Source organism: Stenotrophomonas sp. STEN046 (genome assembly GCF_056759755.1).
This window is the reverse complement of sequence record NZ_JBRRDR010000020.1, coordinates 23832-40592: the sequence shown is the minus strand read 5'-3', so window position 1 is coordinate 40592 and position 16761 is coordinate 23832. Positions and strand designations below refer to the sequence as shown.

Annotated in this window: 14 protein-coding genes; 6 read left to right on the top strand and 8 right to left on the bottom strand. The window is 66.8% G+C overall.

What is annotated here, in order from left to right; all coding sequences use genetic code 11:
• Positions 1-113 precede the first annotated feature (113 nt).
• The 4 genes from ACVOLJ_RS11370 (at position 114) to ACVOLJ_RS11355 (ending at position 6424) form a co-directional block, all read left to right on the top strand.
• The gene (locus tag ACVOLJ_RS11370; protein ID WP_481564154.1) at positions 114-2783 is read left to right on the top strand and encodes a polysaccharide deacetylase family protein; all 2670 of its coding nucleotides are present in this window, start codon (positions 114-116) and stop codon (positions 2781-2783) included.
• Positions 2784-2786: 3 nt separating this feature from the next.
• Entirely contained in the window at positions 2787-4136 is a 1350-nt protein-coding gene (gene mnmE, locus ACVOLJ_RS11365) for a tRNA uridine-5-carboxymethylaminomethyl(34) synthesis GTPase MnmE (protein ID WP_475281026.1), read from the top strand.
• Positions 4137-4255: 119 nt separating this feature from the next.
• Positions 4256-5200, top strand: coding sequence for a BRCT domain-containing protein (locus ACVOLJ_RS11360; protein WP_481564153.1), 945 nt, complete (start codon positions 4256-4258; stop codon positions 5198-5200).
• A 108-nt stretch (positions 5201-5308) separates the two neighbouring features.
• Positions 5309-6424: a glycerophosphodiester phosphodiesterase gene (locus ACVOLJ_RS11355; protein ID WP_481564152.1), complete on the top strand. Its 1116-nt coding sequence runs from the start codon at positions 5309-5311 to the stop codon at positions 6422-6424.
• A gap of 111 nt (positions 6425-6535) precedes the next feature.
• Here the strand turns inward: ACVOLJ_RS11355 and ACVOLJ_RS11350 are convergent, their stop codons facing one another.
• Entirely contained in the window at positions 6536-7306 is a 771-nt protein-coding gene (locus ACVOLJ_RS11350; protein ID WP_481564151.1) for a rhomboid family intramembrane serine protease, read from the bottom strand.
• A 106-nt stretch (positions 7307-7412) separates the two neighbouring features.
• Entirely contained in the window at positions 7413-8369 is a 957-nt protein-coding gene (locus ACVOLJ_RS11345) for a TerC family protein (protein WP_481564150.1), read from the bottom strand.
• Positions 8370-8685: 316 nt separating this feature from the next.
• Here ACVOLJ_RS11345 and ACVOLJ_RS11340 point away from each other — a divergent pair, with 316 nt between their 5' ends.
• A complete protein-coding gene (locus tag ACVOLJ_RS11340) occupies positions 8686-9855 on the top strand; it encodes a class I SAM-dependent rRNA methyltransferase (RefSeq protein WP_475281022.1) in 1170 nt (389 codons plus the stop codon).
• A 45-nt stretch (positions 9856-9900) separates the two neighbouring features.
• Here ACVOLJ_RS11340 and ACVOLJ_RS11335 read toward each other — a convergent pair whose 3' ends face one another.
• Positions 9901-10770, bottom strand: coding sequence for a hypothetical protein (locus tag ACVOLJ_RS11335; protein WP_481564149.1), 870 nt, complete (start codon positions 10768-10770; stop codon positions 9901-9903).
• The gene (locus ACVOLJ_RS11330) at positions 10767-11585 is read right to left on the bottom strand and encodes a protein klaA (RefSeq protein ID WP_481564148.1); all 819 of its coding nucleotides are present in this window, start codon (positions 11583-11585) and stop codon (positions 10767-10769) included. Before ACVOLJ_RS11330 ends, ACVOLJ_RS11335 begins: the two co-directional genes overlap by 4 nt.
• Before the next feature lie 205 nt (positions 11586-11790).
• Here ACVOLJ_RS11330 and ACVOLJ_RS11325 point away from each other — a divergent pair, with 205 nt between their 5' ends.
• Positions 11791-13032, top strand: a complete 1242-nt coding sequence (locus tag ACVOLJ_RS11325; RefSeq protein ID WP_475281019.1) for a dipeptidase — start codon at positions 11791-11793, stop codon at positions 13030-13032.
• Positions 13033-13102: 70 nt separating this feature from the next.
• Here ACVOLJ_RS11325 and ACVOLJ_RS11320 read toward each other — a convergent pair whose 3' ends face one another.
• From ACVOLJ_RS11320 to ACVOLJ_RS11305, 4 genes are all read right to left on the bottom strand, one after another.
• Positions 13103-14530, bottom strand: a complete 1428-nt coding sequence (locus ACVOLJ_RS11320) for an amino acid permease (protein ID WP_475281018.1) — start codon at positions 14528-14530, stop codon at positions 13103-13105.
• Positions 14531-14700: 170 nt separating this feature from the next.
• Complete coding sequence (locus tag ACVOLJ_RS11315) at positions 14701-15105, bottom strand: hypothetical protein (protein ID WP_481564147.1); 405 nt, start codon at positions 15103-15105, stop codon at positions 14701-14703.
• Positions 15102-15731: a leucine efflux protein LeuE gene (leuE, locus tag ACVOLJ_RS11310; RefSeq protein ID WP_475281016.1), complete on the bottom strand. Its 630-nt coding sequence runs from the start codon at positions 15729-15731 to the stop codon at positions 15102-15104. The genes ACVOLJ_RS11315 and leuE overlap by 4 nt, the downstream gene beginning before the upstream one ends.
• Before the next feature lie 12 nt (positions 15732-15743).
• Positions 15744-16718, bottom strand: a complete 975-nt coding sequence (locus ACVOLJ_RS11305; protein WP_475281015.1) for a LysR family transcriptional regulator — start codon at positions 16716-16718, stop codon at positions 15744-15746.
• Positions 16719-16761 lie beyond the last annotated feature (43 nt).

Sequence of the window (16761 nt, the reverse complement as noted above, 5' to 3'; positions counted from 1 at the left end):
CGGTAGAGCCGGCCGCTGGCCGGCTGACCTCAGCAAAAGCCCGCCGCAAGGCGGGCTTTTCGCATCCGGCGGTAGAATCGTCCGCACGCCGCTTCCCCCAGCCTGAGTCCGCCATGCCTCGTGTGCCGTCGTTCCGCCTGTTCCTGCCCTCGCTGCTGCTGACCCTGCTTGTTGCCGGGTGTGGCGACAAGGACGCGCAGGCTCCGGCAACGCCGACCCAGCCGAGCGCGCAGGCGGCGGCCGCCGCAGACCCTGCCGCTGCGCCGCTGCTGGGCGCGCTGCAGAAGCAGCTCGATGGTTACCGCCGCATCATCGTGTTGCTGGCCGACGAAGAGACGCAGTCGGCCGCGGACCGCGGAACTTCCACCCGCATCGGGCAACAGCTGTTCCATGACGGCCTGGAGCAGCGCACGGCCATCGCCGCCCGGTTCGATGCGCTGCTGCGCGATACCCGCCCGCAGCGTTTCGCCACCCTGGGCACGGTGCTGGACTACATCGAGTCGGCGCCGGAACTGTTCGATGCCGATCGGCTGGCCTTCCGCGAAGTGCTGCGTGACCTGCACGAGCGCATTGGTGCGGACTCCTCACTGCCGGCGGTGAAGCTGCACCAGCGCATCGGCGAGGACCTGGAGGCGCTGGATGAGATCGAGCGCAACTACAACCAGGAACTGACCCGCATCTTCAGCCGCTTCGAACGTACCCGCGCGATCGAGCTGAAGCGCGAGAAGTGGGACGACTACATCGCCCACCTGCACAAGGACTACAGCCGCGAAGCGATTCTGCGCGACTACGGGGTGATCGAGCCCTACCCGATGTCGATGAAGGACAGCGACCGCGAAATCTTTGGTCGCGACCTGCCGCCGAAAACCGTGGTGCTCACCTTCGACGACGGCCCGCACAAGGCCTACACCGATGAGGTGGTGGCCATCCTCAAGCGCTACGACGTGCCGGGCGTGTTCTTCGAGGTCGGCCGCAACCTGGGCAAGGTCGAGACCGATGGCAAGGTCAGCCTGGGGCCGATGGCAAAGATCAGCCGCAGCCTGATGGAAGATGGCTACGCGGTGGGCAACCACAGCCTGACCCACGCCCAGCTGTCGCGCACCACCGGCGATGCACTGCGCCAGCAGGTGCTCGACACCGATACGCTGCTGAAGGATGTCGACAGCAAGCGCGCGCCCCTGTTCCGCTTCCCCTATGGCGCGCGCAACGCCGAAGGCCTGCAGCTGCTCAACGAAGCGGGCCTGAAATCGATCATGTGGAACATCGATTCGATGGACTGGGCCGACCCCGTGCCGGAGTCGATCGTGCAGCGCGTGCTCGACCAGGTGAACAAGGAACAGCGCGGCATCATCCTGTTCCACGACATCCACGACCGTGCGGTGAAAGCACTGCCGCAGATCCTCGACCGGCTGATCGCCGACGGCTACCAGTTCGCCGGCTGGAATGGCCGCGACTTCAGCGTCGCCCGCGCCCGCAAGGGCAGCGACCGCGATGCCACCGTCACCACCGGCTATGAGAAGTCGTGGGCGATCGTGGTCGGCATCGACGACTACGCCAAATGGCCGAAACTGGAGTACGCCAGCCATGACGCCCAGGCCATCGCCGACACCCTGACCGGCCAGTTCGGCTTCCCCACCTCGCAGGTGATCGTGCTGAAGAACCAGCAGGCCACCCGCAACAACATCCTGGCTGCTTTCCACGACCGCCTGGCAGATGACCGCACCGGCAAGAACGATCGGGTGTTCGTGTTCTTCGCCGGCCACGGCGCCACACGCCAGCTCGCTTCGGGACGCGACCTGGGCTACATCATCCCGGTAGATTCGGACCCGAAGGAATTTGCGACCGACGCGATCGCGATGACCGACATCCAGAACATCGCCGAGAGCATGCAGGCCAAGCATGTGATGTTCGTGATGGATGCTTGTTACAGCGGGCTCGGCCTGACCCGTGGCGGTCCTTCGTCGTCCTCGTTCCTGCGCCAGAATGCGCGCCGCAGTGCGCGCCAGATGCTGACCGCCGGCGGCGCCGACCAGCAGGTGGCCGATGCCGGCCCGAACGGCCATTCGGTGTTCACCTGGGTGCTGCTGCAGGCGCTGGCCGGCAAGGGTGATCTCAATGGCGACGGCCTGATCACCGGCACCGAGCTGGCCGCCTATGTGGCGCCCGCAGTTTCGGCGGTTTCGCAGCAGACACCGGCGTTTGGCAGCTTGCCCGGTTCGCAGGGTGGTGAGTTCGTGTTCCAGGTGCCCGACAGCCAGGAATACCTCAACGCCGATACCCGCCAGCTGACACCCGATGCGATCGCGCTGAACAACAAGGTTGATGCGGCGCAGGACGCCAAGAGCGGTGCTGCGCCGGTGACCGTGGCCGACCTGCAGGGCGGCAAGGCCAAGCTGGTGGTGCCCGCTGCCGGGCCGGCCTCGGACCGCCAGCGTGCGCAGCAGGCCAATGACCGTGGCCTGCAGCTGTACCGCGAAAAGCGCTACGACGAAGCTGCCGTGCAGTTTGCCGAGGCGCTGAAGCTGCGCCCGGACTTTGCCCAGGCCGCCAACAACCTCGGCTTCGTCTACTACCGCCAGCAGCGCTACGCCGAAGCGGCGCGCTGGCTGGAAAACACACTGAAGATCGACCCGTCGCGTGCGGTAGCCCACCTCAATCTGGGCGATGCCTACTTCAACGCGGGCGACAAGGCCAAGGCGAAGCAGGCCTACACCACCTACCTGGCCCTGCAGCCGCAGGGCAGCGGGGCCGCGCAGGCACGCGCGCAGCTGCAGAAGCTCTGAGCCATGAATGATGTGATCCGCACCGACACCATCGTTGCCATCGCCAGTGCCCCCGGCGCGGGCGGCGTTGGTCTGCTGCGTCTGTCCGGCCCACGCGCGGCGGCGATTGCCACTGCGCTGGGCGCACCGGCACTGCGTCCACGCCATGCGCACTATGCGCGCCTGCGCGATGCTGACGGCGAGGTGATCGACGACGGCATCGTGCTGTGGTTCCCGGCACCGAACAGCTTCACCGGCGAAGAGGTGGTGGAACTGCAGGGCCATGGCAGCCCGGTGCTGCTGCAACAGCTGGTGACGCGCTGCATCGCGCTGGGTGCGCGGCAGGCGCGGCCCGGTGAGTTCAGCGAACGGGCGTTCCTCAACGGCAAGCTCGACCTGGCCCAGGCCGAGGCCATCGCCGATCTGATCGCCGCGGGCGACAACCGCGCCGCGCGTGCGGCACGCCGCTCGCTGGATGGGGTGTTCTCGCGCCGCATCGATACGGTGGTCGAGCAGCTGGTGCTGCTGCGCGTCCACGTGGAAGCCGCCATCGATTTCGCCGATGAGCCACTGGATACGCTCGGGGGAGCACAGGTGCGGCGCGGACTGGAACAGGCACGCAGCGATCTGGCGTTGCTGCGCCGGGACGCCGAGCGCGGCCGCCGCCTGCGCGATGGCCTGCACGCGGTACTGATCGGCCCGCCGAATGCCGGCAAGAGTTCGTTGTTGAATGCGTTGGCCGGCAGTGAGCGCGCCATCGTGACGGACATCGCCGGCACTACCCGCGACACCCTGCGCGAGACCATCCGGCTGGACGGCCTGGAGCTGACGCTGGTGGATACCGCCGGCCTGCGCGACGGCGGCGACGCCATCGAACGCGAAGGCATGCGCCGCGCGCACGTGGAAATCGAGCGCACCGACCTGGCGCTGATCGTGCTGGACGCGCGCGACCCCGCTGCCGGTGAAGCCGCACTGGGCGAGGCCGTGGCCGCCGTGCCGCACAAGGTCTACATCCATAACAAGTCGGACCTGCTGGATGCGTTGCCGACGCTGGACGATGCGGACCGCGTGTTCGTCTCGGCCGCTACCGGTGCCGGTCTGGAAGACCTGCACGCCCGCCTGCGTTCGATTGCATCGGCCGGGGCAGGGGAGCAGGTGGATGGCGAGTTCTCTGCGCGCACCCGCCACGTGGATGCGATCGAACGCGCGCAGGAACATGCGCAGCGCGCCGATGGCGAGCTGGTGCACGAACACCTGGAACTGGCCGCAGAGGAACTGCGGCTGGCGCACGACGCGCTGGGCGAGATCACCGGGCAGATGAGTGCCGATGATCTGCTGGGACGGATCTTCTCCAGCTTCTGCATCGGCAAGTAACGGTAGAGCGGAGCCCGCGCTCGGCTGGGGCAGCCCCTCGGGGTCAGAATCCCCGAGGGGCTCTGGCCCCAAAAAATGACGCGATCATCCCAATACTCCAGAGTCTTGCGCGGTACATCTTGAGTACCCGCTTCGACCACGCTAGCGTGCACGAAACTCTGGCAAAGGAATTGCGGATGCATCCGGACCACGTTTCGTACGTTCACTTCACAAGCCCGGCGCAGCTCACTCGGGCGTTGAACTCCTTGGCGGGCATCATCGAGGGAATCTCCATTGACGGAGAGATCAATACCGATGAGCGCCGCTTCCTGGCCCACTGGATCCAGGATCACCTCCATCAGCGCCAGCAGCATCCCTTTACCGAACTGGTGCCCGTGCTCGAGCGCGCACTTGGTGAGGGCCGCATGGACGAAGATGCGGCGGAAGATCTGCGGTGGTTGATCGACCGGATGCGCTCAAGTGATCGGGTAAACGCCATCACGGCCGATCTCCAGCGGCTTCATGCTGTACTGGGCGGCATAATCGCTGATGGCCGCATTTCGGAGGCCGAGCTGCGTGGTCTCTCGGACTGGATGGACGAGCATGTTCATCTACAGGGATGCTGGCCGTACGATGAAATCGGACATCTGGTGGCCAAGGTACTGGCTGATGGTGTGGTAGATGCGCAGGAACAGGTTCTGCTTCGCCAGTTCTTCAGCGAGTTCGTCGCCCTCGGCGATGACCGCACCCTGACCGATCCCTCGTTGCATATCGCCGGAAGTCTGGTCGGGCTTTGCGCGGTGGCTCCCGAAATCCATTTCGAGGAGAGGGGATTCTGCTTCACGGGCGCCTCGTCCCGAGGGTCACGCGCTGACATCCAAGCACTGGTAATGGCGCGAGGAGGACGCGTGCACAGTGTGCCTTCGAAAAAGGTGGACTACTTGGTGATTGGTGCTGAGGGAAACCCCTGCTGGAGCTACGCTTGCTACGGACGCAAGGTGGAACGTGCGGTGGAACTGCGCAAGGAAGGCCTGCGGATCATGATTGTCCATGAACGCGATTTCCATGACGCCTTGGTTGACTGAGGAAGCGGGGGACAGAGCCCCTTCGGGGATCCGAGTCCAGGTCCCCCAACCTGTCACATTCCCGCCGCATACTGACCCCCATCACATACCGCTTTTGGGGAAGTCGCAGTGAAGTCGTGGGGTTGTGCGTTGCTGTTGTCGCTGGCCGTGGCACCATCGGTGGCCATGAGTGCTGAATCCTCCACCCCGGCTGCGCCCAAGGCGTCGGTCTACGGCCATCGCGGGGCCAGCGCGCTGCTGCCCGAGCACACCCTGGCCGCCTACGCGCAGGCCATCGCCGATGGCGCCGATTACATCGAACCGGACCTGGTGATGACCAAGGACGGAGTGATGGTGGCCCGCCACGAGAACGAGATCGGTGGCACCACCGATGTGGCCGAGCACAAGGAATTCTCCGAGCGGAAGACCCGCAAGGTCATCGACGGGCAGACGGTGGAGGGCTGGTTCACCGAGGACTTCACCCTGGCCGAGCTGAAGACCCTCTACGCCCGCGAGCGCCTGCCGGAGCTGCGCAGCACTGCTTACGACGGCCAGTTCCGCATCGCCAGCCTGGACGAAATCCTCAGCTTCCTGGTGCAGCAGGCCGGCCGTGCCAACCGCGGTATCGGTCTGGTGCCGGAGATCAAGCACCCGACCTACTTCCAGTCGATCGGCCTGCCGATGGAAGACAAGCTGCTGGCCGCGCTGCGCGGCAATGCCTATACCAACGTCGGCCCGGTCACGATCCAGTCGTTCGAGACCGCCAACCTGCGCTACCTGCGCGGCAGGATTCCGCGTGGCAGCAACATCCGCCTGCTGCAGCTGCTGTGGAAGGGCGACACCCAGCCGGCGGACATCGCCAAGGCCGGTGGCGCGCTGACCTACGCACAGATGATGATGCCGGCCGGGCTGAAGGACATCGCCAGCTACGCCGACGGCATTGGTCCGGAGCTGCGTTCGATCATTCCGCTCGATGCCCGTGGCGCACTGGGTACGCCGACGGCGCTGGTGCGCGATGCGCACGCGGCGGGCCTGATGGTGATCCCGTACACGTTCCGCCCGGAGAACCACTTCCAGGCCAGCAACCTGCGCAAGGGCGCCGACAACGCGCGCAATGCGGAAGGCTCGATTGCCGAAATGCGTGCTTACCTGGCCACCGGCATCGATGCGTTCTTTACCGATGACCCGGCGCTTGGGCGACAGGCAGTGGATGGCGTGGGCGCGGCGGGCAACGCGGCAGACTGACGGGCTCCGGTAGATGCCAACCTTGGTTGGCACACGGCAGGAGTGCCGACCAAGGTCGGCCACTACCGGTTCATGAGGTTGCCGGCCAGCGGCCGGCACTACCGGGCATTTTCAACCGCGCGGATCTTCCGGACGCCGGAACGGAACCACGACATAGTCCTGGCCTTCGCGCGGCTGCCACAGCACCGGCACGCGCTGCGGCGACGGCGGCTCCAGCTCGTCGTCGGCCAGCGGTTCGATTTCATCCTCTTCGTCTTCCCAGCTGTAGCGCGGGCGCGGTGGCAGCGGGTCGGCGTTGCGGAACAGCAGCGCGGCGATGATGCCGGCGAAGGCACCGCCCATGTGCGACTGCCAGGACACGCCATCGGCATGCGGCAGGATGGTCATCAACATGCCGCCGTAGAACAGCATGCCGATCAGGCCGGTGGCGATCGCCGCACGGTCACGGCGCAGCAGGCCCAGGCTGGCCAGCAGGAACATCAGGCCATGGGTGACGCCGCTGGCACCCAGGTGCACGCTGCCGGGATTGCCCAGCATCCACGCGCCGATACCCGAACCCAGCCACAGCAGGGGCAGGGCACGCAGGGTGGCTTTGGGGTACACGCTGCCGGCCAGGGTACCGAGGATCAGGATGGCGAAGCTGTTGGAGGCGATATGTTCCACCGACCCATGCAGCAGCGGACCGCCGACCAGGCCGAGCAGGCCTTTGGCTTCCAGCGGGGCGACCGCCCACATCCGCCAATCGAAATAGTCCTGCAGGGCGAACACCGCGATCAGCAGCAGCACGGCTGCCAGGCTGGCATTGAAGGCGCGCAGGATGCGCGAGCGGTCAGTGCGGTCGGCCGGTACGTCGCCGGCGGGCAGGGGCGCGTTCGTGTTCATACCCTCAGCAATGGCGGTGGCTGGCGCGAAACCAAGGCCACCGCTGCGGGAGAGTGGCAGCGGCCGGCGGGACAATCCGCCGGCCGTGCCGTCCAGCACCTGGTGATCAGGCGCCGCCTTCCTTCGGCGGGTTCTTCAGGCTCAGCACCACCGTGGCAGCGATGATCACGGCGACCACGCCCAGCGAGATCGGGGTCGGGATCTTGAACAGGTCGATGATCATCATCTTGATGCCGATGAAGCCCAGCACCAGCGCCAGGCCATACGGCAGCAGGTGGAAGCGGTCGGCCATGCCGGCCAGCAGGAAGAACATCGCACGCAGGCCCAGCACCGCGAACACGTTGGAGGTCAGCACGATGAACGGGTCGGTGGTGATGGCGAAGATCGCCGGGATGCTGTCCACCGCGAAGATCACGTCGGTGACGGCGATCAGGATCAGCACCGCGAACAGCGGGGTGAACCAGCGCACGCCATCACGCTTCACGCTCATGGCGTTGCCCGCGTAATCGGGCAGCAGGCGCAGGTGCTTGCGCATCCAGCGCAACGCCGGGTTGGCCTCCAGATCAGGCTCCTGGCCAGCGGCGAACCACATCTTCCAGCCGGTGAACAGCAGGAACGCGCCGAACACGTAGAGCAGCCAATGGAACTGGGTGATCAGTACGCTGCCGGCGAAGATCATGATCGTACGCAGCACGATCGCACCCAGGATGCCGATGATCAGCACCTTCTGGCGCTGTTCCTCCGGCACCGCGAAGTAGCTCATGATCATCAGGAAGACAAAGATGTTGTCCACCGCCAGCGCCTTCTCGACCAGATAGCCGGTCAGGAATTCGAGGCCGACCTTGTTGGCCACGACCTGGCCGGCGGTTTCGTTCAGGTAGAACCACAGGCCGCCATTGAAGGCCAGCGCCAGCGCGACCCAGCCGATGGACCACCACAGGGCCTCCTTGAAAGTGACCTTGTGCGGGCCGCCGTGCCGCATCAATACCAGGTCGACCAGCAGCGCGATGACCACCACCGCTGCGAAGCCGCCCCACAACCACAAATTACCGATCGTCTGCATGGGTTTATCCGTTGGGAAATGAAAAAAGCCTCAAGCCGGACGGCGAGGATCTGCAACGGAGGATCGGGAGGGAATCCAGGGACAGAGCTTCGCCGGTACGGCGAAGGTCTCGCTCGCAGTTCCGATGGGCTGGAACTGCCGTTGCACCGGAGCCTGCGGGCTCGAATTGACGGCGACAACGTCTGGGAGCTACTCCCCTTCTGCGGCCGATTCTGCGGCCTGGCCGGGCCGGCGTCAAATGCCCCGGGGGCCCGGAGAACTGCCGGGACCGCGCTCCAGCGCGGACCTGGCCCCGGCGCCCGGCTACAATAGGCAGATGAATACCGCCCTCCCCGTTGTCCGCCTCAAGAACGCGTGGCGTTCCAGCCACCCGTGGATTTTCCAGAAACTGGTCGAGAAGCCGACCGTCCGGCCCAAGCCGGGCTCCATCGTCGATGTCGTCGGCATCGACGGCGAGTTCATCGGCCGTGGCTTCTACAACGGGCATTCGCGCATCGCCGTGCGCATCCTTGAAACCGACCCGCAGATCCCGGTGGATGCCGGCTGGTTCTCGCGCAAGATCGCCCAGGCGGTGTCGCTGCGCCGTGAGGTGCTGAAGCTCGATACGGTGTCCGATGCCTGGCGCGTGGTGCACAGCGAAGGCGATGGCCTGTCCGGCCTGGTGGTGGACCGTTACAACGATCTGGTGGTGGTCGAGTTCTTCGCCGCCGGCATGTTCCGCCATCGCGAATGGATCTACGAAGCGCTGCGCGAGCAGTTCCCGGGGTGCCGCTTCCACAGCTTCGCCGACGAACACGTGCAGAAGCAGGAAAGCTTCGATTTCCACGGCAACACCACCACCGAAGCGTCGGTGATCACCGAGTACGGCATCAAGTTCCGCGCCGACCCGGCCGGTGCCCACAAGACCGGTTTCTTCGCCGACCAGCGCGAGAACCGCGAGTGGCTGAGCCAGCAGGTGGAAGGCAAGAGCGTGCTGGACCTGTGCTGCAACACCGGCGGTTTCGCCGTGTATGCCGCCGCACGGGGCGCCTCTGAAGTGGTCGGCATCGACATCGATGAGGACGTGATCCAGATCGCCAAGGGCAATTCGCGCCTGAACAACGTGCGTCCGAAGTTCGTCCAGTCCGACATCTTCCCGTGGCTGCGCGACGCCGCCAACCGCGGCGAACAGTACGACGTGGTGATCCTGGACCCGGCGAAGATGACCCGCGACCGCGACCAGGTCATCACCGCACTGAAGAAGTACCTGGACATGAACAAGCTGGCGCTGGGCGTGGTCAAGCCCGGTGGCCTGTTCGCCACGTTCTCGTGCACCGGCCTGGTGGCCGAGGATCAGTTCCTGGACATGCTGCGCCGTGCCGCGTACTTCTCCGGCCGCACCATCCAGATCCTGAAGGTGGCAGGCGCCGGCCCGGACCATCCGTTCATGGCCCACGTGCAGGAATCGCGTTACCTCAAGGCCGTCTTCTGCCGCGTGGTGGATTGACGATGCAACGGGTGCCGACCACGGTCGGCACCTTCCAGCGCGACGCTAGGGCCGCGCCGACACGTCTGGCGCCTGCAGCTGCAGCAGCAGACCGTTGATGACGGTCACCCGCCTGCGCAGGTACCAGCCCAGCGCCGCCAGCCCGCTGCCGGCCAGCAGCAGCGCTGGAATCCCGAGCAGGCTGATGACCCAGCCGTATTCAAACAGGGCCATGCGCAGCGACTGCTGCCGATGCCATTGGATGCTGCGCGCCGACGCCGGCAACCGGGCCGCTTTCTCCAATGCCGCCTGCCACAGCGCCGGCACCGGCACGCCGATGTCCTGGCCGTTGGCCAGCGCGCGTGCCAGTGCATCCCGCTCGCTGCCATCACGGCCGGCCACCATCGAATCCTGCGCGCGCAGGTAGCGCTGCCATGCCGGGCTGAACCCGGCGAAGGCAGGGCTTTCGATCAAGGCGTGCAGTTTCCCGTACGCCAACGGGCCGCCCTGTCCGGCCTCCTGTGCGGTGAAACCACGACGCGCGAAATCGACGCCCGAAGCGGCCATCCACAGCAGCGCCGTGCCGAACACCATGGCGTAGGTGAACTGCCGCACGCCGCGGTTGTGCATCACCGCGCGCAGGCCCATGCCCATCCACGCCAGCACCGGCACGGCCAGCAGGTACAGGAAGGCGCCACGGCCGGCACCGCCATCGCCGAAGCCGGCGGGGACATGCGCCCAGGCAGGAACGCCGCGGTGTGCATCGGCGCTGAGCAGGAGCAGGACCAGCAACGGCGCGCACATCGGTAGGCAGGCCAGGCCCAGCGAGCGCAGCAGCGACCCACGCCGGTACAGCGCGCGCAGCCCTGCGACTCCCTCCACCCGGTCCCGCAGCGCGGGCGGAATCTGCAGCGGGTCGGTGGTGCGTGCGCTCATGCACCCACCGCCTGTGCCTGCAGCAACGCCTGCAGTGCCCGCTTCAGCTGGTCCTGCGCCTGTGCGGCACTGGCGACCATCTGCGCGCTGGCGTTGTCGCTGTTGTGCAGTGCCTGGATGGTCTGGCGCCAGATCGGCAGCAGGATCTGCACCGTCTCGCTGTAGCGGTCGAGCAGGTCGATGGCCGCGCTGCGGGCGAGCTGTACCTGGACCCGGCTCATCGAATGACTGGCCAGCAGCGCGGTCAGGTTGGCGAGCCGACGCTGCAGGCGCTCGACCGGACGATCGGGCAAGGGTGCGTCATCCGCGCCGCTGGCATCGGCTGGCAGTTCCTGCAGGAACTGCACGCCGGCATCGATGTAGGTCTGCAGGCGAACGCCCTGCACGTCATGCTCGATCAGCTGCGCGTCCAGTCGATCCACGCTGGCACGCACGGCGATGGCCTGGCGCTCGATCTCGGCCAGCACCTCGACGTTGCTGCCCATGGCGATGCGCCGGCGCAGCCGCTGTTCGATGTCGGCGCCGGTAAACCGGTCCCACCATCGGGCGCGCTGCAGCAGGGCATTGGGATCGTGCTCGGACAGCCGGGTGACCAGTTCGGCCAGGACACGGGCCAGTGCGTTGGCGCTGCCATCCTGCCAGGCCGGTTCGGCGCTGGCATGGGCCAGATCCGGCGGTCCATAGCGGCCGATGTCGGTGCGCCCCGCAAACAGCGCCGGCAGGACCTCGCGCTTGAGCTGTTCGACGCTGACCGCGCCGGCGGGCACCGTCTTCGCTTCCTTTACCGGCAGCGGCGGTGGCTGGGACTTCGACATCGGTGTGTCCATTCCATGGTCGAGGCGGCACGCGGCGTTGCGTGCTGCGAAGCGTGGTTGCCGGCGAGTGTAATGGAGCGCGCCGGCAGTGGAGCACGCTTGTCACGGAGCATGCTTGTTGCAGAGCACGCTGACCAAGGCGGCACTACCGTGTGGGGCCGTCCGGGCGCTATGGTCGGGTCCTTCCCATTACCGGTGGATCACCATGCCCTCGTTGCGTTGCCTGTCTGTAGTGCTTGCGCTGGCGCTGGGTGCGCCGTTGTCCGCCCACGCCATCCAGTTCAGCGCGCAGGAGCTGGCGCGGGCCAAGGCGCTGCAGCAACGCCTGGTTACCCTGGACAGCCATCTGGATACCCCGGCCAACTTCGCCCGCGATGGCTTCGACATCGAGCAGCGGCATGATCGCAATGCGTTGTCGCAGGTGGATTACCCGCGCATGGTCGAAGGCGCGCTCGATGGCGGCTTCTGGGCGATCTACACCGACCAGGGCGACCGCACCGCCGCGGCCAACCTGGCCGAGCGCGACCACGGCCTGCAGCGGCTGCTTGAGATCCGCCAGATGCTGGCGGCCAACCCGGAACGCTTCGCCCTGGCCCTCACCGCTGACGATGCTGCGCGCATCAAGGCCGCCGGCAAGCGCGTGGTCTACATCAGCATGGAAAACGCCAGCCCGCTGGCAGCCGACCCGAGCCTGCTGTCGTTCTATCACCGTGCCGGCCTGCGCCTGCTCAGCACCGTGCATTTCGCCAACAACGCGTTCGCCGATTCGGCCACCGATCCGAAGGGCGCCGAATGGAAGGGACTGAGCCCGGCCGGCAAGGACCTGGTCCGCGCGGCGGTCAAGCTGGGCATCGTCATCGATCAGTCGCATGCGTCCGACGCGGTGTTCGATGACCTGATGACGATGATGCCGGTGCCGTTCGTGCTGTCGCACAGCTCGGCCAAGGCGATCTACGACCACCCGCGCAATCTGGACGACGCGCGCCTGCGCAGGCTGGCCAAGGCCGGCGGCGTGATCCAGGTGAACGCCTACGGCGGCTACCTGATCGACACGGCGAAGACGCCCGAGCGCAAGCAGGCCGAGGACGCCCTGAGCAAACAGCTCGGTGGCTGGGAAGGGATGGGCATCGAGCAGGGCGTGGCCCTGCTGAAGGCCGAGCAGGCCCTTGACCATGAACATCCCGTGCGCCACGCCAGCCTGGACGACTTCTTCGCCCACTTCGAGCACATCCTGAAGGTGGTCGGGCCCGAGCATGTGGGCATCGGCCTGGACTGGGATGGCGGCGGTGGCCTGAGCGACCTGCCCGATGTCAGTCAGTTGCCGAAGATCACCGCCTGGCTGCTGCGCAAGGGCTATACCGAGAAGCAGATCGCCGGCATATGGGGCGGCAACCTGCTGCGGGTGATGCGGCAGGCGCAGGACTACGCGGCAAAGCAGGGCGGGTAACCGACCTGCGCGGCAATCGGGATTGCGCCGGGCATGGCCCGGCGATTCCCACATGCTGTCGGCGCCGCCTTTATCTGCCGATCAGCGCGTGGCGACGGCTGTACACGAAGTACAACACCAGGCCGACCACGTTCCATGCCAGGAAGTACAGCTGGGTGGTGTGCGGCAGGCTGATGAACAGGTAGATGCAGCCCAGTGCCGCCAGCGGGCCCACGATGAAGGCAAACGGCGTGCGGAACGTGCGCTCGCGGTTCGGCTCGCGCACGCGCAGCACCACCAGGCAGATACCCACCGCGGTAAACGCGGCCAGGGTACCGGCGTTGGCCAGCGCGGCGATTTCATCCAGCCGCGCCACACCTGCAAGCGCCGACACCACCACCGCCGTGAACAGCGTGGTGGCCACCGGCGTGCCGGTGCGCGCGTTGACCTTGGACAGGCCACGCGGCAGCAGGCCGTCGCGGCTCATGACGAAGAAGATGCGGCTCTGGCCATACAGGAAGGCCAGAAGGACAGTCGGCAGGGCGATGATGGCGATCACACCGATCAGCATCGCGGCGGTCGGCTGGCCCAGCTGGCGCATGATCAGTGCCAGCGGCTCGGCGCTCTGGCCGAACACGGTGTAGCTCATCGCACCGATCGCAGCCAGCGCCACCAGCACGTACACGATGGTGCAGCCCACCATTGAACCGATGATGCCGATGGACAGGTCGCGCGCGGGGTTCTTGGTTTCCTCGGCCGCCGTGGAGATCGCATCGAAACCGTAGAACGCGAAGAAGATGATGGCCGCTGCCGCCATTACGCCGCGCTCGACGTTGTCCGGCCCCAGTGTCTTGGCGAAGCCATAGGGCATGAACGGCTGCAGGTTGCTGGGATCGAATGCCGGCAGGGCCACCGCCACGAAGATGCCCAGCGCGATCAGCTTGAACACCACCAGGATCGCGTTGAGGGTGGCGCTTTCCTTGGTACCGGCCATCAGCATCAGTGCCACCAGCCAGGTGATGATGATGGCGGGCAGGTTGATCATGCCGCCTGCCACATGCGGGCCGGCGGCAAGCATGGCCGGCAGCCGCAGGTCCCAGCCGAACTGGGTATGCACCCATTCGAGGAAGCCGACGAAATAGCCCGACCAGCCCACGGCCACCGTACTCACCACCAGCGAGTACTCCAGGATCAGGCTCCAGCCCACCACCCACGCGAACACTTCGCCCAGGGCGCTGTAGCTGTAGGTGTAGGCACTGCCGGCGGCCGGCATCATCGTCGACAGTTCGGCGTAGGCCAGGGCCGCACAGGCGCACACCGCACCGGCAATGGCAAAGGAGATCAGCACGGCGGGGCCGGCACGGTCGGCGCCGACGCCGATTAGGGTGTAGATGCCGGTGCCGACGATGGCACCGATGCCGAGCGCGATCAGATGCGGCCAGCTGAGGGTCGGGACCAGGCGCCGGCCGGCTTCATGGACGGTGACGGAATCTAGGGACTTGCGCCGGAGCAGGGACATGCTGGCCTCGGAAGGGGTGACTGAGAACGACAAGTCCCCGAGTGTGACCGAACGCAGCGCAGCATTGCCACTGACGGGGGTCATATGCGTCAGGGCGGGTGCCGTCCCCCGACGAGGCTGCCGGAATCGGCACATTCCGGGAGGCGTCCAGCGCTCGACCCCACCGGCGGTTACGGCCAGTGGCAGCCGTCATCCTGGAAAGCTTGCAGATCTTCTGCGAAATCGGTGCGTCGACCGTCGCGCTGGCGCGTGTAACTGAAGCTGTAGACCCGCGCGCCCTGCGTGCTCAGCGTGTAGTGGCCGGTCACGCGGCCATCCACGCGCTCTTCCCACACGGTATCGAACTGGTAGGGACGGTCTTCGGCCAGCACGGTGGTCTCTTCCGATATTCGGCGCAGCGCCAGGCGCTGGCGATGGCCGTGGTAGCGCACATCGGCCCGGCCGTCGGCCAGCCACCGCCATTCCAGGTGCACCGCGTCGTTGCGGCCCCCGCTGAGGCAACGGTGCTCCGGTGCAGCGCTGGCAGTGCCGGCCAGCAGCAACCCCACCACCAGCAGCGGCCAGCGCGCGATCATCCGTTCAAGCCCAGGCGGATGCCGAAGCCGACCAGGAACAGCCCGGCCACACGCCGCAGCGCGTCGCTGACGCGTGGATGCTGGATCAGGCGGCGGCGGGCCAGGTTGCCCACCCAGATCAGCAGCGAGCAGTAGGCGATGCTGACCACGAAGATGATGCCGGCCAGGGCCGCGAACGTGGCCATGCCCTGGTGCGCCTTGGGGTCGATGAACAGGGGCAGGAAGGCCATGTAGAACAGGATCGCCTTCGGGTTGAGCAGGCTGACCAGGATCGCCTGGTGGAAATAGCGGCCCGGCTGCATGCGTACCGGGCCGACCTCGCCGCCGTCACCCTTGGGCGTGCGCAGCAGGCTGATGCCCACCCATACCAAGTAGGCCGCGCCGAGGTACTGCACGGCATGGAACACAGTGGGGTTGGCCTTGAGCAGTGCGGCCACGCCGGCCAGCGCCAGCCACATCAGGATCTGATCGCCCACCAGCAGGCCGGCCAGTGCCGTATAGCCACCGCGCACCCCGCCACGTCCGGTGGCGGTCAGCAGCGTGAACGTGCCCGGCCCGGGCAGGGCGAGGAACACCAGCACGGCGAGCAGAAATGTCCACAGATCCTGGATGCCCATCCACGGCATGGCGCGACTCTCTTACAACGGGGGAACGCCATTGTCGGCCAGTGCTGCTGCAGGCGACAGGGGCTGGGCCTGGGCGCCGGGCAGGCCAGACAGCAGCGGTTGCAGGTGCTGGCGCAGCTGCGCGTGCAGTTGCCGCACCGCCGGCGAGAACTGCTTGCGATGCGGGCATACCAGCTGCAGTGGAATGTGGCTGCCGATGCCGCCCAGCAGCAGCTGCAGGCGGCCGGCCAGCACGTCCTCGCGCACATCCAGCCAGGATTTGTAGGTGATGCCTTCACCGGCCACGGCCCAGCGCCGCACCACGTCGGCGTCGTCGCAGACCAGCGGGCCGCGTACCGGGATCACCACGCGGCGCCCGTCGACCTCGAACGACCAGCGGTCGTAGGCGCGACCCCCGAGCTGGTAGGCCAGGCAGTCGTGTTCGCGCAGGTCTTCCAAGCGCTGCGGCGTGCCGCGCCGTTGCAGGTAATCCGGTGCGGCCGACAGCACCCGGCGGTTGCCCTCCAGCAGGGGCAGGGCGACGTAGTTGGCGTCATCGAACTGGCCGAGCCGGATCGCCACATCCACCGGATCGCGGAACACGTCGGCCACTTCATCGGACAGGCGCAGATGCAGGCGGAGCCGTGGATGCGCCGCGCGGAAGGCGCTGAGCCAGGGCAGCAGCAGGTTGCGGCCGAAATCGGAAGGCGCCGACAGCTGCAGGGTGCCGTGCAGTTCTGCGTCCTCGCCCTGCACCCGCGCGCGGCCTTCGCGCAGGGTGGCCAGAACGTCCTGCGCGTAGGGCAGATACAGCGCACCTTCGGCGGTCAGCCGCAGGCTGCGGGTGGTGCGCACGAACAGGCGCAGGTCAAGTTCGCGTTCCAGCCGCGCCACCGCTGCGGCGACCTGGCCGGGCAGCAGGTCGGCCTCGCGCGCGGCCTGCGAGAAGCTGCCCAAGGCCGCCGTACGGGCGAACAGCTGCAGATCGTCGAAACGGATCATTTTCATTACAGGAGTGAAAGTGTTGCCGGATTCTGCGCCTTTCTGCAGG

Coding starts and splice junctions, on each gene's coding strand:
- leuE (WP_475281016.1), bottom strand. CDS start 15,731: ATGCCGTGGATGGGCATCCAGGATCTGTGGACATTTCTGCTCGCCGTG.
- ACVOLJ_RS11330 (WP_481564148.1), bottom strand. CDS start 11,585: ATGTCGAAGTCCCAGCCACCGCCGCTGCCGGTAAAGGAAGCGAAGACG.
- ACVOLJ_RS11350 (WP_481564151.1), bottom strand. CDS start 7,306: ATGAACACGAACGCGCCCCTGCCCGCCGGCGACGTACCGGCCGACCGC.
- ACVOLJ_RS11315 (WP_481564147.1), bottom strand. CDS start 15,105: ATGATCGCGCGCTGGCCGCTGCTGGTGGTGGGGTTGCTGCTGGCCGGC.
- ACVOLJ_RS11345 (WP_481564150.1), bottom strand. CDS start 8,369: ATGCAGACGATCGGTAATTTGTGGTTGTGGGGCGGCTTCGCAGCGGTG.
- mnmE (WP_475281026.1), top strand. CDS start 2,787: ATGAATGATGTGATCCGCACCGACACCATCGTTGCCATCGCCAGTGCC.
- ACVOLJ_RS11335 (WP_481564149.1), bottom strand. CDS start 10,770: ATGAGCGCACGCACCACCGACCCGCTGCAGATTCCGCCCGCGCTGCGG.
- ACVOLJ_RS11320 (WP_475281018.1), bottom strand. CDS start 14,530: ATGTCCCTGCTCCGGCGCAAGTCCCTAGATTCCGTCACCGTCCATGAA.
- ACVOLJ_RS11325 (WP_475281019.1), top strand. CDS start 11,791: ATGCCCTCGTTGCGTTGCCTGTCTGTAGTGCTTGCGCTGGCGCTGGGT.
- ACVOLJ_RS11305 (WP_475281015.1), bottom strand. CDS start 16,718: ATGAAAATGATCCGTTTCGACGATCTGCAGCTGTTCGCCCGTACGGCG.
- ACVOLJ_RS11340 (WP_475281022.1), top strand. CDS start 8,686: ATGAATACCGCCCTCCCCGTTGTCCGCCTCAAGAACGCGTGGCGTTCC.
- ACVOLJ_RS11370 (WP_481564154.1), top strand. CDS start 114: ATGCCTCGTGTGCCGTCGTTCCGCCTGTTCCTGCCCTCGCTGCTGCTG.